We start from the raw sequence: 14523 nt of genomic DNA on the forward strand, positions 1-14523 counted from the left end.
GCTCCCGGGGACTTAACGGATCGTTGCGGTGCGAAATAGTTCATAACCGGCGAAAAGGCCAGCGGCCCATACTGGCATAAGTTACCGGAGGGTAAAAGATATCAAACATGAGACATGTTCAACTGACTGCTCCGATGAGTGGCGCGCTGGTTGCATTATCGCCAAATAAAACGAAAATGATTTCCACGATATGAAAAAAGGAGTCTGCTATGGTCGCTGCCGTTCCCGCCAAACGTGGTAAAAAGCCTCGCGCTGCCACCGCCGCTGCCCCGCAGCCAACCGGGCAGGTCCAGTCCTTAACCCGCGGCCTGAAGCTGCTGGAGTGGATTGCCGAATCCCACGGCAGCGTGGCGCTCACCGAGCTTGCCCAGCAGGCCGGACTCCCTAACTCCACTACGCATCGCCTGCTGACTACCATGCAGCAGCTCGGCTTCGTGCGCCAGACCGGCGACCTCGGCCACTGGACGATTGGCGCCCATGCGTTTGTCGTCGGCAGCAGCTTCCTGCAAAGCCGCAACCTGCTGGCAATCGTCCACCCGATGCTGCGTAAACTGATGGAAGATTCAGGCGAAACGGTAAACCTGGCCGTGCTCGACCACAGCGACCACCAGGCCATTATTATCGACCAGGTGCAGTGCACCCAGCTGATGCGCATGTCGGCCCCTATCGGCGGGAAGTTACCGATGCATGCCTCAGGCGCGGGGAAGGTATTTCTGGCGAACTTAAGTGACGATGAGGTGGGCACTCTGCTGCACCGCAAGGGGCTGCACAGCTACACTCCGGCGACGCTGACGTCACCTTTGCATCTTAAAGAAGATCTGGCCCAGACGCGTAAACGCGGCTATTCGTTCGATGACGAAGAGCACGCGCTGGGTCTGCGCTGCGTGGCGGCGTGTATTTTTGACGAGCACCATGAGGCGTTTGCCGCCATTTCCATTTCGGGGCCGATTTCACGCGTCACCGACGACCGCGTGACGGAGCTGGGCGCGCTGGTCATTAAAGCGGCGAAAGAGATCACTCAGGCGTACGGTGGCGGGCGCTAGCCCGCCGCTTTTAAATCTGCGAAGCGCTGGCAGAAACGCTGGCGGCGCCGATAAGCGTAGACATCTTCTACGTGCCCATTGCGGATACGCTCCTGTAATGCACGCCAGTAGCTGGCCTGGAAAAGGTCACCGTGCATTTCATCAAACAGCGGACGGATGCGCGGGTCGGCACAGAGATAGTGGCGAAACTCCTCGGGAAACACATCCCCCGGCGAGACGCTGTACCAGGGCTCGGCGGACAGCTCATCCTCCGGGTAGCGCGGCGGCGGTATATCGCGGAAGTTGACTTCCGTCATGTAGCAAATCTCGTCGTAATCATAGAAAACCACCCGGCCATGGCGCGTCACGCCAAAGTTTTTAAACAGCATATCGCCCGGGAAAATGTTCGCGGCGGCAAGCTGGCGGATGGCATTGCCGTACTCTTCAACTGCATCCCGCAGCTGCTGCCCTTCCACCCTCTCCAGCCACAGGTTCAGCGGCACCATCCGGCGTTCAATGTAGAGATGGCTGATGGCAATACGGTCGCCCAGATCGGTGAGTTTTTCGGGCGCTTCTTCCTGTAGCAGCGCCAGCAGCGGGGCGCTTATCTGGCGTTTATCCAGCACGAAGTTTTCAAACTCCTGGGTGTCCGCCATACGCCCGACGCGGTCATGTTCTTTGACCAGCTGATAGCAGGCCCGGACGCGCTCGGCGGTGACCTCTTTTTGCGGGGCAAACCTGTCTTTAATCACCTTAAACACCCGGTCATATCCCGGCAGCGTAAAGACCAGCATCACCATGCCGCGTATGCCTGGAGCCTCGATAAACTGTTCATCGGTGGCGGAGATATAGCTGAGGTATTCGCGGTAGCTTTCCGTTTTGCCGTGTTTCTGACAGCCAATCGCCATATACAGCTCGGCGGTGGTTTTACCCGGCAGAAGCTCGCGCAGCCATTCAACAAGCGCTGCCGGCAGCGGGGCGTATACCATGAAATAGGAGCGGGCAAAGCCAAACACGATGCTCGCCTCGCTGGCGCTGGTCAGGCAGGTATCCACAGCCAGCCGCCCGTCGTCGGTGCGATGGATCGGCAACAGAAACGGCATTTTTCCCTCGGGCAGCACCAGTTTGCCTACCAGCCAGGCCGCTTTGTTACGATAGAAAAGCTCGTTGGCCACTTCCAGCTGCGCATGGCGCAAAGCATCGGCACCAAATGTTTCATTGAGGTTCGCAACGATATAGCCCGCGTCACGCGTCAGATCCTGCCAGGGCAGCCGCAGCGGTAAATCGTTGAGCATGTTCCTTAGCATCGGCTGCCAGCCCAGGCCGGGAGTAAAGGATTTAGAGAGCGGACGTGGAAGAGTACGAAAGCGCCCTTCGGCCTGGGAGCTGAAAATAAAAAGCCGCTCGGGCGTCAGCGAACGGTGGTCAAATAACCGGCAATAGACGGAGTTAAAGAAACTCTCTGCAATCTCGAAGCGAGGGTAATCCGGTAATAAACTGGTGTACTGCTCCTTCACGCGCAGCAGGAAATCCGCATCCGCGCTTTCACTCCCGGTGATACACCGCAGCTGTTCAACAACCAGCCCGACGTGGTGGTCGTAAAGATGGATACGGCTTTTCATCGCCAGCTGCACGGCGTGCCAGTCAGCCTGTTCGAAGCGCTGCTGGGCACCGGCGGTGATCTCCAGAAAACGGCCATACTGCGCGTCAAAGCCCTGCAAGATGGTATGGGCAATTAACAGCTCTCTCCGGCGTACCATTCTTAGCCCCTTTCAGTTGTAAGGCAGAAAAGCGCAGCGTCTTCCACCTTCTTAAAAGTGGCGGATGACGCGCTGCTTATCCGCCCTACGCTTTCCTGGGAGTTGCTTAGAACTGCTCTTCTTCCGTCGAGCCGGTCAGCGCGGTCACGGAGGAAGCGCCGCCCTGAATAATCGTCGTCACGCGGTCAAAGTAGCCGGTTCCCACTTCCTGCTGATGGGAGACGAACGTATAGCCTTCCGGCGCGGCGGCAAATTCCGGCTGCTGCACTTTTTCCACGTAGTGCTTCATGCCTTCGCCCTGCGCGTAGGAATGCGCAAGGTCAAACATGTTGAACCACATGCTGTGGATGCCCGCCAGCGTGATGAACTGGTATTTGTAGCCCATGGCCGACAGCTCCTCCTGGAAGGAAGCGATGGTTTTGTCATCAAGATTTTTCTTCCAGTTAAAGGACGGCGAGCAGTTATAGGCCAGCAGCTTGCCCGGGAAGCGGGCGTGAATCGCCTCCGCGAAGCGGCGGGCCTGGTCGAGGTCCGGCTTCGACGTTTCACACCACACCAGATCCGCATACGGCGCATAAGCCAGCCCGCGGCTGATCGCCTGTTCAATACCAGCGCGTGTGCGATAGAAGCCTTCCTGCGTGCGCTCGCCGGTGACAAATTCACGGTCGTATTCGTCGCAGTCCGACGTGATGAGGTCAGCCGCATCGGCGTCGGTGCGGGCAATGAGCAGCGTTGGCACGCCCATCACGTCCGCTGCCAGGCGGGCAGCAACCAGCTTCTGAATCGCTTCCTGTGTCGGTACCAGCACCTTCCCGCCCATGTGCCCGCATTTCTTCACGGAAGCGAGCTGGTCTTCAAAGTGAACCGCCGCTGCCCCCGCCTGAATCATGGATTTCATTAGCTCAAAAGCATTCAGTACCCCGCCAAAACCCGCTTCCGCATCGGCAACGATCGGCAGGAAGTAATCCACGTAACGCGGATCGCCCGGCTCAATATTCGATGCCCACTGGATCTGATCCGCGCGACGAAAAGTATTGTTGATCCGATCCACTACGGCAGGGACGGAGTTTGCCGGGTAGAGAGACTGATCCGGATACATGCTCGACGCCAGGTTCGCGTCTGCCGCAACCTGCCAGCCGGAAAGATAGATGGCCTCAATACCCGCTTTCGCCTGCTGCAATGCCTGCCCGCCGGTCAGCGCTCCGAGGCTGTTGATATAGCCCTTTCTGGACTCACCGTGCAGCAGACGCCACATTTTTGCCGCGCCGTTCTGCGTCAGCGTACATTCCGGGTTCACCGAACCGCGTAGCTTCACAACCTCTTCCGCAGTGTACGGACGCTTGATGCCATCCCAGCGCGGCTGAGTCCAGTCCTGCTGAAGCTGTTCGATTTGTTGGGTACGAGAAGTTTTAGTCATGGCAGATGCTCCGTTTTTAATTTGGGTCAGGCAAGCAGGCGGTAGCCCGGCAAGGTCAGGAAGTCGATTAGCGTGTCAGAGGTGGTGATCTGCTCCATCAGACGCGCCGCTTCGTCAAAGCGTCCCTGGCTGAAACGACGGTCGCCCAGCTCCTCCTGGATAACGAGCATCTCTTCCGCGAGCATTTGGCGGAACAGCGCTTTGGTCACCCTCTGACCGCTGCTGAGGGTTTTCTCGTGGTTGATCCACTGCCAGATAGAAGTACGTGAAATTTCAGCGGTTGCCGCGTCTTCCATCAGCCCGTAAATTGGCACGCAGCCATTGCCGGAAATCCATGCCTCGATGTACTGCACGGCTACGCGAATGTTGGCCCGCATACCTTCTTCTGTGCGCTCGCCCGGGCACGCCTCCAGAAGCTGAGCGGCGGTAACAGGGGCATCTTCATTACGCGTCACGTCGAGCTGGTTTTGCTTGTCACCCAGGGCGTTACTGAACACGTCCATGACCGCATCAGCCAGGCCTGGATGCGCAATCCAGGTGCCATCATGCCCGTTGGAGGCTTCCATCTGCTTGTCTGCTTTGACTTTATTGAGCACCCATTTGTTACGCTCGCTGTCTTTGCTGGGGATGAACGCCGCCATGCCGCCCATCGCAAGCGCGCCTCGGCGATGACAGGTTTTAATCAGCAGGCGCGAGTAGGCGTTCAGAAAAGGTTTATCCATGGTGACCGACTGGCGATCCGGCAGCACGCGATCCGGGTGATCCTTCAGGGTCTTGATGTAGCTGAAGATATAGTCCCAGCGGCCGCAGTTCAGGCCAACGATGTGATCGCGCAGCGCGTGAAGGATCTCGTCCATCTGGAACACGGCTGGCAGCGTTTCTATCAATAGCGTCGCCTTGATTGTGCCGCGCGGCAGGGAGAAATGATCTTCGGTGAAGGTGAATACCTCACTCCACCAGGCCGCTTCCTGCCATGACTGAGTTTTCGGCAGGTAAAAGTACGGGCCGCTGCCTTTCGCCAGCAGAGCGTCCACGTTATGGAAGAAATAGAGGGCAAAATCAAACAGGCTGCCGGGAACTGGCTCATCGCGCCAGGTGACATGCTTTTCAGGCAGGTGCAGGCCACGCACGCGGCAGATCAGAACGGCAGGGTCCGGTTTGAGCTGATAGATCTTGCCGGCTTCGTTGGTCCAGCTGATAGTCCCGTTGATGGCGTCGCGCAGGTTGATCTGCCCGTCGATCACTTTGCTCCAGCTCGGCGCCAGCGAATCCTCAAAGTCGGCCATAAAGACTTTCACGTTGGCATTCAGCGCGTTGATCACCATCTTGCGTTCAACCGGGCCGGTTATCTCCACGCGGCGATCCTGCAGGTCCGCCGGAATACCGCGAATCATCCAGTCAGATTTACGAATGGAACTCGTTTCCGAAATAAAATCAGGAAGCTCACCTGCATCAATTGCCGCCTGCTGCGCGACGCGCGCTGCCAGCAGCTTATTGCGCTGCGGCGTAAAGCGGGTAACCAGCTCGCTGAGGAACTCGACCGCATCCGGCGTGAGGATCTGCTGCTCTTGTTCTCCGAAAGGCTGGCTAAAGGCCAGCTCCGCGCTAACTGTCTGTTGTGTCATACGTTCTTCCCCTCATATCATCCCGTCGAAAAGCCAGATCTATCTGGTAAGGCCAGCGTGTGTTTTTCGCTCAACAAAATTAAGACTACTTGAGGATTTATTAAAATCAAAAACAATTTCCATTTTTGGTTTTAAAATCACTTATCACTTTGAAAAATAAATGATTAAAATTTATTCAGATGGGGAATTGATTTTTAGACATCAAAAAAGCACCCTGAGGTGCCTTCATGCCGCTGACGGTGGGGCGCTGAAACGCTTAATCGAGCGTAGGATTCATGTGGCGAAGATCGAACGGAGTGATCTGGTAAACGTAGTAGTTGAGCCAGTTGGTGAACAGTAGATTGCCGTGGCTACGCCATGTCGCGCGTGGTTTTTTCTGCGGATCGTTATCCGGGAAATAGTTATATGGCACGTCCGGGTTCAGGCCAGCTTCCACGTCGCGGAAATACTCACCGGATAGCGTATGCGCGTCATACTCCGGGTGGCCGGTCACAAAGGCAATACGCTTATCTTTGCTGCCGAAGAGGTAAGCATCCCCTTCCTCCGACTCGGCAAGGATCTCCAGATCGGTATAGTCACGAATCAAAGACGCCGGGAAATCAGCATAGCGAGAATGTGGAGCAAGGAATGAATCGTCAAAGCCGCGGGTGAGCAGCGCATGTGGGTAAGTGAGATGGTGTTCATACACGCCGGACAGCTTCTCTTTACGGGTTTGTTTAGGGATGCCGTAAAGGATATTCAGTGCAGCCTGCACTGCCCAGCAGACAAAAAGCGTGGAGGTAACGTGATCTTTTGCCCAATGCAGCACCTGTTCTATCTGCGGCCAGTAGGCAACATCGTTAAATTCCACCAGGCCCAGCGGCGCGCCGGTGACGATCAGGCCATCAAAATTTTCATCCTGAATATCTTCGAAATTACAGTAGAAATTGTTGAGGTGTTCCGCCGGGGTATTGCGGGACTCACGAGAATCGATACGCAGCAGCTGAACATCAACCTGAAGAGGAGAGTTAGAAAGCAGACGTAAAAACTGGTTCTCCGTCTCGATCTTTTTCGGCATCAGATTAAGGATAAGCACTTTAAGCGGGCGAATCTCCTGATTACTTGCGCGTGATGTCGTCATGACAAAGACGTTCTCTTCACGCAGGAAATTGACGGCCGGTAACTCATCCAGTACCCGAATTGGCATAACCCCTATCCTCACAGCATACGTTTAAACGTGTAGACATCCAGATAGCTGAAGATAACGCGACCCTTGTCAAATGTCGAGTCTTCATAAGATAGTTGAAAATGTTTCACTTAACCGGGGGGGTTGATGACAGTGGAATATAGGGCTTAATGGCGGTGATTATGGTGTTTTATACCAGGAGTGTCAGAGGTTTTTCCTAAACCGCAGACGGCAAAAAGCCCTGTACAGAGTACAGGGCTTTTTACTTGTTTGGAGCCTGGCAGTTCCCTACTCTCGCATGGGGAGACCCCACACTACCATCGGCGCTACGGCGTTTCACTTCTGAGTTCGGCATGGGGTCAGGTGGGACCACCGCGCTAGTGCCGCCAGGCATATTCTGTGTATTGACCGTTATACTTCCGTATAACCATCAACTTAAATCTGGAACATTCAGCTGAAAATCAAATCTCTCACCAAAACACCTTCGGTGTTGTAAGGTTAAGCCTCACGGATCATTAGTACTGGTTAGCTCAACGTATCGCTACGCTTACACACCCAGCCTATCAACGTCGTAGTCTTCAACGTTCCTTCAGGACTCTCAAGGAGTCAGGGAGAATTCATCTCGGGGCAAGTTTCGCGCTTAGATGCTTTCAGCGCTTATCTTTTCCGCATTTAGCTACCGGGCAATGCCATTGGCATGACAACCCGAACACCAGTGATGCGTCCACTCCGGTCCTCTCGTACTAGGAGCAGCCCCCCTCAATTCTCCAGCGCCCACGGCAGATAGGGACCGAACTGTCTCACGACGTTCTAAACCCAGCTCGCGTACCACTTTAAATGGCGAACAGCCATACCCTTGGGACCTACTTCAGCCCCAGGATGTGATGAGCCGACATCGAGGTGCCAAACACCGCCGTCGATATGAACTCTTGGGCGGTATCAGCCTGTTATCCCCGGAGTACCTTTTATCCGTTGAGCGATGGCCCTTCCATTCAGAACCACCGGATCACTAAGACCTGCTTTCGCACCTGCTCGAGCCGTCACTCTCGCAGTCAAGCTAGCTTATGCCTTTGCACTAACCTCACGATGTCCGACCGTGATTAGCTAACCTTCGTGCTCCTCCGTTACGCTTTAGGAGGAGACCGCCCCAGTCAAACTACCCACCAGACACTGTCCGCAACCCGGATTACGGGTCTACGTTAGAACACCAGCCATTAAAGGGTGGTATTTCAAGGTTGGCTCCACAAGAACTGGCGTCCTCGCTTCAAAGCCTCCCACCTATCCTACACATCAAGGACCAGTGTTCAGTGTCAAGCTATAGTAAAGGTTCACGGGGTCTTTCCGTCTTGCCGCGGGTACACTGCATCTTCACAGCGAGTTCAATTTCACTGAGTCTCGGGTGGAGACAGCCTGGCCATCATTACGCCATTCGTGCAGGTCGGAACTTACCCGACAAGGAATTTCGCTACCTTAGGACCGTTATAGTTACGGCCGCCGTTTACCGGGGCTTCGATCAAGAGCTTCAGCTTGCGCTTAACCCCATCAATTAACCTTCCGGCACCGGGCAGGCGTCACACCGTATACGTCCACTTTCGTGTTTGCACAGTGCTGTGTTTTTAATAAACAGTTGCAGCCAGCTGGTATCTTCGACTGCCTTCAGCTCCAGGAGCAAGTCCCTTCACCTACCAGCAGCGTGCCTTCTCCCGAAGTTACGGCACCATTTTGCCTAGTTCCTTCACCCGAGTTCTCTCAAGCGCCTTGGTATTCTCTACCTGACCACCTGTGTCGGTTTGGGGTACGATTTGATGTTACCTGATGCTTAGAGGCTTTTCCTGGAAGTGCGGCATTTGTTACTTCAGCACCGTAGTGCCTCGTCATCACACCTCAGCGTTAGATAGAGTTCCGGATTTACCTAAAACTCCCGCCTACATGCTTAAACCGGGACAACCGTCGCCCGGCTAACATAGCCCTCTCCGTCCCCCCTTCGCAGTAACACCGAGTACAGGAATATTAACCTGTTTCCCATCGACTACGCCTTTCGGCCTCGCCTTAGGGGTCGACTCACCCTGCCCCGATTAACGTTGGACAGGAACCCTTGGTCTTCCGGCGAGCGGGTTTTTCACCCGCTTTATCGTTACTTATGTCAGCATTCGCACTTCTGATACCTCCAGCAGACCTCACAGTCCACCTTCGACGGCTTACAGAACGCTCCCCTACCCAACAACGCATAAGCGTCGCTGCCGCAGCTTCGGTGCATGGTTTAGCCCCGTTACATCTTCCGCGCAGGCCGACTCGACCAGTGAGCTATTACGCTTTCTTTAAATGATGGCTGCTTCTAAGCCAACATCCTGGCTGTCTGTGCCTTCCCACATCGTTTCCCACTTAACCATGACTTTGGGACCTTAGCTGGCGGTCTGGGTTGTTTCCCTCTTCACGACGGACGTTAGCACCCGCCGTGTGTCTCCCGTGATAACATTCTTCGGTATTCGTAGTTTGCATCGGGTTGGTAAGCCGGGATGGCCCCCTAGCCGAAACAGTGCTCTACCCCCGAAGATGAGTTCACGAGGCGCTACCTAAATAGCTTTCGGGGAGAACCAGCTATCTCCCGGTTTGATTGGCCTTTCACCCCCAGCCACAAGTCATCCGCTAATTTTTCAACATTAGTCGGTTCGGTCCTCCAGTTAGTGTTACCCAACCTTCAACCTGCCCATGGCTAGATCACCGGGTTTCGGGTCTATACCCTGCAACTTAACGCCCAGTTAAGACTCGGTTTCCCTGCGGCTCCCCTATACGGTTAACCTTGCTACAGAATATAAGTCGCTGACCCATTATACAAAAGGTACGCAGTCACCCCATAAAAGAGGCTCCCACTGCTTGTACGTACACGGTTTCAGGTTCTGTTTCACTCCCCTCGCCGGGGTTCTTTTCGCCTTTCCCTCACGGTACTGGTTCACTATCGGTCAGTCAGGAGTATTTAGCCTTGGAGGATGGTCCCCCCATATTCAGACAGGATACCACGTGTCCCGCCCTACTCTTCGAACTCACAGTATGTGCATTTTAGTGTACGGGAGTATCACCCTGTACCCTGCGACTTTCCAGACGCTTCCACTAACACACAAACTGATTCAGGTTCTGGGCTGTTCCCCGTTCGCTCGCCGCTACTGGGGGAATCTCGGTTGATTTCTTTTCCTCGGGGTACTTAGATGTTTCAGTTCCCCCGGTTCGCTTCGTTAAGCTATGTATTCACTTAACGATAGTGTGTCGAAACACACTGGGTTTCCCCATTCGGAAATCGCCGGTTATAACGGTTCATATCACCTTACCGACGCTTATCGCAGATTAGCACGTCCTTCATCGCCTCTGACTGCCAGGGCATCCACCGTGTACGCTTAGTCGCTTAACCTCACAACCCGAAGGTGTCTCGTAAGACACAATCGTATGTTGTGAAAATTTGAGAGACTCGAACATATCGTATTCCCATTCCTTATTACGGAGGAATGAGACGACATGTCGTTTCAATTTTCAGCTTGTTCCGGATTTTTAAAGAGCAAATATCTCAAACATAACTCAGAGAGTCAGTTTTGAGATATTGAGGTCGGCGACTTTCACTCACAAACCAGCAAGTGGCGTCCCCTAGGGGATTCGAACCCCTGTTACCGCCGTGAAAGGGCGGTGTCCTGGGCCTCTAGACGAAGGGGACACTGAAGTCTCAATCGCAAGACGCCTTGCTTCTTTACTTTCATCAGACAATCTGTGTGAGCACTACGCAAGTTCGTATCTTTCAGGTAAGGAGGTGATCCAACCGCAGGTTCCCCTACGGTTACCTTGTTACGACTTCACCCCAGTCATGAATCACAAAGTGGTAAGCGCCCTCCCGAAGGTTAAGCTACCTACTTCTTTTGCAACCCACTCCCATGGTGTGACGGGCGGTGTGTACAAGGCCCGGGAACGTATTCACCGTAGCATTCTGATCTACGATTACTAGCGATTCCGACTTCACGGAGTCGAGTTGCAGACTCCGATCCGGACTACGACGCACTTTATGAGGTCCGCTTGCTCTCGCGAGGTCGCTTCTCTTTGTATGCGCCATTGTAGCACGTGTGTAGCCCTACTCGTAAGGGCCATGATGACTTGACGTCATCCCCACCTTCCTCCAGTTTATCACTGGCAGTCTCCTTTGAGTTCCCGGCCGAACCGCTGGCAACAAAGGATAAGGGTTGCGCTCGTTGCGGGACTTAACCCAACATTTCACAACACGAGCTGACGACAGCCATGCAGCACCTGTCTCAGAGTTCCCGAAGGCACCAATCCATCTCTGGAAAGTTCTCTGGATGTCAAGAGTAGGTAAGGTTCTTCGCGTTGCATCGAATTAAACCACATGCTCCACCGCTTGTGCGGGCCCCCGTCAATTCATTTGAGTTTTAACCTTGCGGCCGTACTCCCCAGGCGGTCGACTTAACGCGTTAGCTCCGGAAGCCACTCCTCAAGGGAACAACCTCCAAGTCGACATCGTTTACGGCGTGGACTACCAGGGTATCTAATCCTGTTTGCTCCCCACGCTTTCGCACCTGAGCGTCAGTCTTTGTCCAGGGGGCCGCCTTCGCCACCGGTATTCCTCCAGATCTCTACGCATTTCACCGCTACACCTGGAATTCTACCCCCCTCTACAAGACTCAAGCTTGCCAGTTTCAAATGCAGTTCCCAGGTTGAGCCCGGGGATTTCACATCTGACTTAACAAACCGCCTGCGTGCGCTTTACGCCCAGTAATTCCGATTAACGCTTGCACCCTCCGTATTACCGCGGCTGCTGGCACGGAGTTAGCCGGTGCTTCTTCTGCGAGTAACGTCAATCACAAAGCGTATTAAGCTTTATGCCTTCCTCCTCGCTGAAAGTACTTTACAACCCGAAGGCCTTCTTCATACACGCGGCATGGCTGCATCAGGCTTGCGCCCATTGTGCAATATTCCCCACTGCTGCCTCCCGTAGGAGTCTGGACCGTGTCTCAGTTCCAGTGTGGCTGGTCATCCTCTCAGACCAGCTAGGGATCGTCGCCTAGGTGAGCCATTACCCCACCTACTAGCTAATCCCATCTGGGCACATCTGATGGCAAGAGGCCCGAAGGTCCCCCTCTTTGGTCTTGCGACGTTATGCGGTATTAGCTACCGTTTCCAGTAGTTATCCCCCTCCATCAGGCAGTTTCCCAGACATTACTCACCCGTCCGCCGCTCGTCACCCAGGAGCAAGCTCCCTGTGCTACCGCTCGACTTGCATGTGTTAGGCCTGCCGCCAGCGTTCAATCTGAGCCATGATCAAACTCTTCAATTAAAAGCTTGATTTGCTTCAACTCGTGAAGCGGTGCTCAAAAATTAACTTTCGTAATAATTCAACTAAATGAATTACTGCTTGGTCACTCTTCAAGACTTGATATTTTTTTTTGCATCCGGAGATACTGAGATATCAATCCTGCGAGTGCCCACACAGATTGTCTGATAAATTGTTAAAGAGCAGTGAGTTACGCGCTTTCGCTTGCTAACTCGAGGTGACGTATATTACGCTTTCCTCTTTCAGAGTCAACCCTTAATTTCAGGATTTTTAACTCTCATCGCCGCCGTTACTCTGTGATGTTGTTCACATGTTCCGTGTCGATGGAGGCGCATTATAGGGAGTTCTCCCGAGGCTGCAACACTAAATTCGCCCTGATTTGACTGACTGCTGCAATCCCCAGCAAAACCCCGCCTTATACCCAGTTGTGCACAAACTTATCCACAATCGGATTGAAGGTCGAAATTTTGCGAGCGTGACGCAAACGTTTTCGCTACAATACGCCGCGATAAAAGGACGCCCCGTTTTGGGGCGTTAGCTGAGTTTTTCGGGAAAAAATCGAGAATTCAGCTAACGCTCTTCTATATGCGAACCAAAGCTAAGGGATCAAACCATGCAACAACGTCGTCCTGTACGCCGCGCTCTGCTCAGTGTGTCTGACAAAGCCGGTATCGTCGAATTCGCTCAGGCGCTCTCCCAACGTGGCGTAGAGCTGCTCTCCACAGGCGGAACCGCCCGTCTGCTGGCCGACGCTGGTTTACCGGTGACGGAAGTCTCTGATTACACCGGTTTCCCGGAGATGATGGACGGACGCGTCAAAACGCTGCATCCAAAAGTGCACGGCGGGATTCTGGGCCGTCGCGGTCAGGATGATGCCATAATGGCAGAACACGCTATCTCCCCAATCGATATGGTTGTCGTCAACCTCTACCCGTTTGCTCAGACCGTCGCGCGCGAAGGCTGCTCGCTGGAAGACGCGGTTGAGAATATTGATATTGGCGGCCCGACCATGGTTCGCTCCGCAGCGAAGAACCACAAAGATGTCGCAATAGTAGTAAAGAGCAGCGACTACCAGATGATTGTCGCCGAGCTGGACGCCAACGAAGGTTCCCTCACGTTAGAAACCCGTTTCGACCTGGCGATTAAGGCCTTCGAGCACACCGCCGCGTATGACAGCATGATCGCCAACTACTTCGGTAGCCTGGTGCCTGCTTATCACGGCGAGAGTAAAGAAGCGTCCGGCCGCTTCCCACGCACGCTAAACCTGAACTTCATTAAGAAGCAGGATATGCGTTACGGTGAGAACAGCCACCAGCAGGCAGCCTTCTATATAGAAGAAGAAATCAAAGAGGCTTCCGTCGCCACGGCAACGCAGGTTCAGGGCAAGGCGCTTTCCTATAACAACATCGCCGACACCGATGCGGCGCTGGAATGCGTGAAAGAGTTCAGCGAGCCGGCCTGCGTTATCGTTAAGCATGCCAACCCGTGCGGCGTAGCGGTGAGTGATTCTCTGCTGGACGCTTACGACCACGCTTATAAAACCGACCCGACTTCCGCATTCGGCGGCATCATCGCTTTCAACCGCGAACTGGATGCCCAAACCGCGCAGGCCATTATCTCCCGTCAGTTTGTTGAAGTGATTATCGCTCCTTCTGCAAGTGAGGAAGCGCTGAAGATCACCGCAGCAAAACAGAACGTTCGCGTACTGACCTGCGGCCAGTGGCAACAGCGTGTTCCAGGTCTGGATTTCAAACGCGTCAACGGCGGTCTGTTAGTACAGGATCGCGATCTGAGCATGGTAACCGCCGCCGATCTGCGCGTTGTCAGCAAGCGTAAGCCTTCCGAGCAGGAACTGCGTGATGCACTGTTCTGCTGGAAGGTGGCGAAGTTCGTTAAATCCAACGCTATTGTCTATGCCCGCGAGAACATGACTATCGGTATAGGCGCAGGCCAGATGAGCCGCGTGTACTCCGCGAAAATCGCCGGTATCAAAGCCGCTGACGAAGGCCTGGAAGTAAAAGGTTCAGCCATGGCTTCAGATGCGTTCTTCCCGTTCCGCGACGGTATTGATGCCGCAGCCGCCGTTGGCGTGAGCTGCGTGATCCAGCCAGGTGGTTCGATCCGCGATGATGAAGTGATCGCCGCCGCCGACGAGCACGGGATCGCCATGATCTTCACCGACATGCGCCACTTCCGCCATTAATCCGGAGC

Annotated in this window: 6 protein-coding genes, 1 tRNA gene and 3 rRNA genes; 2 read left to right on the plus strand and 8 right to left on the minus strand. The window is 54.3% G+C overall.

Annotation, left to right across the window (positions count from 1 at the left end):
• Positions 1 to 209: 209 nt before the first annotated feature.
• Positions 210 to 1043: a glyoxylate bypass operon transcriptional repressor IclR gene (iclR, locus tag ACA108_20750; protein ID XEX95722.1), complete on the plus strand. Its 834-nt coding sequence runs from the start codon at positions 210 to 212 to the stop codon at positions 1041 to 1043.
• Here the strand turns inward: iclR and aceK are convergent.
• The 8 genes from aceK to ACA108_20790 form a co-directional block, all read right to left on the minus strand.
• A complete protein-coding gene (gene aceK, locus ACA108_20755) occupies positions 1040 to 2782 on the minus strand; it encodes a bifunctional isocitrate dehydrogenase kinase/phosphatase (GenBank protein XEX95723.1) in 1743 nt (580 codons plus the stop codon). The two genes, iclR and aceK, sit on opposite strands and share 4 nt — an antisense overlap.
• Before the next feature lie 106 nt (positions 2783 to 2888).
• Positions 2889 to 4199, minus strand: a complete 1311-nt coding sequence (gene aceA / locus ACA108_20760) for an isocitrate lyase (GenBank protein ID XEX95724.1) — start codon at positions 4197 to 4199, stop codon at positions 2889 to 2891.
• A gap of 26 nt (positions 4200 to 4225) precedes the next feature.
• Positions 4226 to 5824 carry a malate synthase A gene (gene aceB, locus ACA108_20765; GenBank protein ID XEX95725.1) on the minus strand — a complete coding sequence of 533 codons (1599 nt, stop codon included), beginning with the start codon at positions 5822 to 5824 and terminating at the stop codon, positions 4226 to 4228.
• A gap of 256 nt (positions 5825 to 6080) precedes the next feature.
• Positions 6081 to 7010: a homoserine O-succinyltransferase gene (gene metA, locus ACA108_20770; protein ID XEX95726.1), complete on the minus strand. Its 930-nt coding sequence runs from the start codon at positions 7008 to 7010 to the stop codon at positions 6081 to 6083.
• Positions 7011 to 7264: 254 nt separating this feature from the next.
• A 5S ribosomal RNA gene (gene rrf, locus ACA108_20775) occupies positions 7265 to 7380 on the minus strand.
• 103 nt (positions 7381 to 7483) lie between these two features.
• Positions 7484 to 10392: ribosomal RNA gene (locus ACA108_20780) — 23S ribosomal RNA — on the minus strand.
• Positions 10393 to 10613: 221 nt separating this feature from the next.
• A tRNA-Glu gene (locus ACA108_20785) sits at positions 10614 to 10689 on the minus strand.
• A gap of 86 nt (positions 10690 to 10775) precedes the next feature.
• A 16S ribosomal RNA gene (locus ACA108_20790) occupies positions 10776 to 12315 on the minus strand.
• The 16S, 23S and 5S rRNA genes sit together here with 1 tRNA gene alongside, the layout of an rRNA operon.
• A 610-nt stretch (positions 12316 to 12925) precedes the next feature.
• Between ACA108_20790 and purH the strand changes: the two genes are divergently transcribed.
• The gene (purH, locus tag ACA108_20795; protein XEX95727.1) at positions 12926 to 14515 is read left to right on the plus strand and encodes a bifunctional phosphoribosylaminoimidazolecarboxamide formyltransferase/IMP cyclohydrolase; all 1590 of its coding nucleotides are present in this window, start codon (positions 12926 to 12928) and stop codon (positions 14513 to 14515) included.
• The last annotated feature ends 8 nt before the right edge of the window (positions 14516 to 14523 follow it).

Source organism: Dryocola sp. LX212 (assembly GCA_041504365.1).
Classification (GTDB): Bacteria; Pseudomonadota; Gammaproteobacteria; order Enterobacterales; family Enterobacteriaceae; genus Dryocola.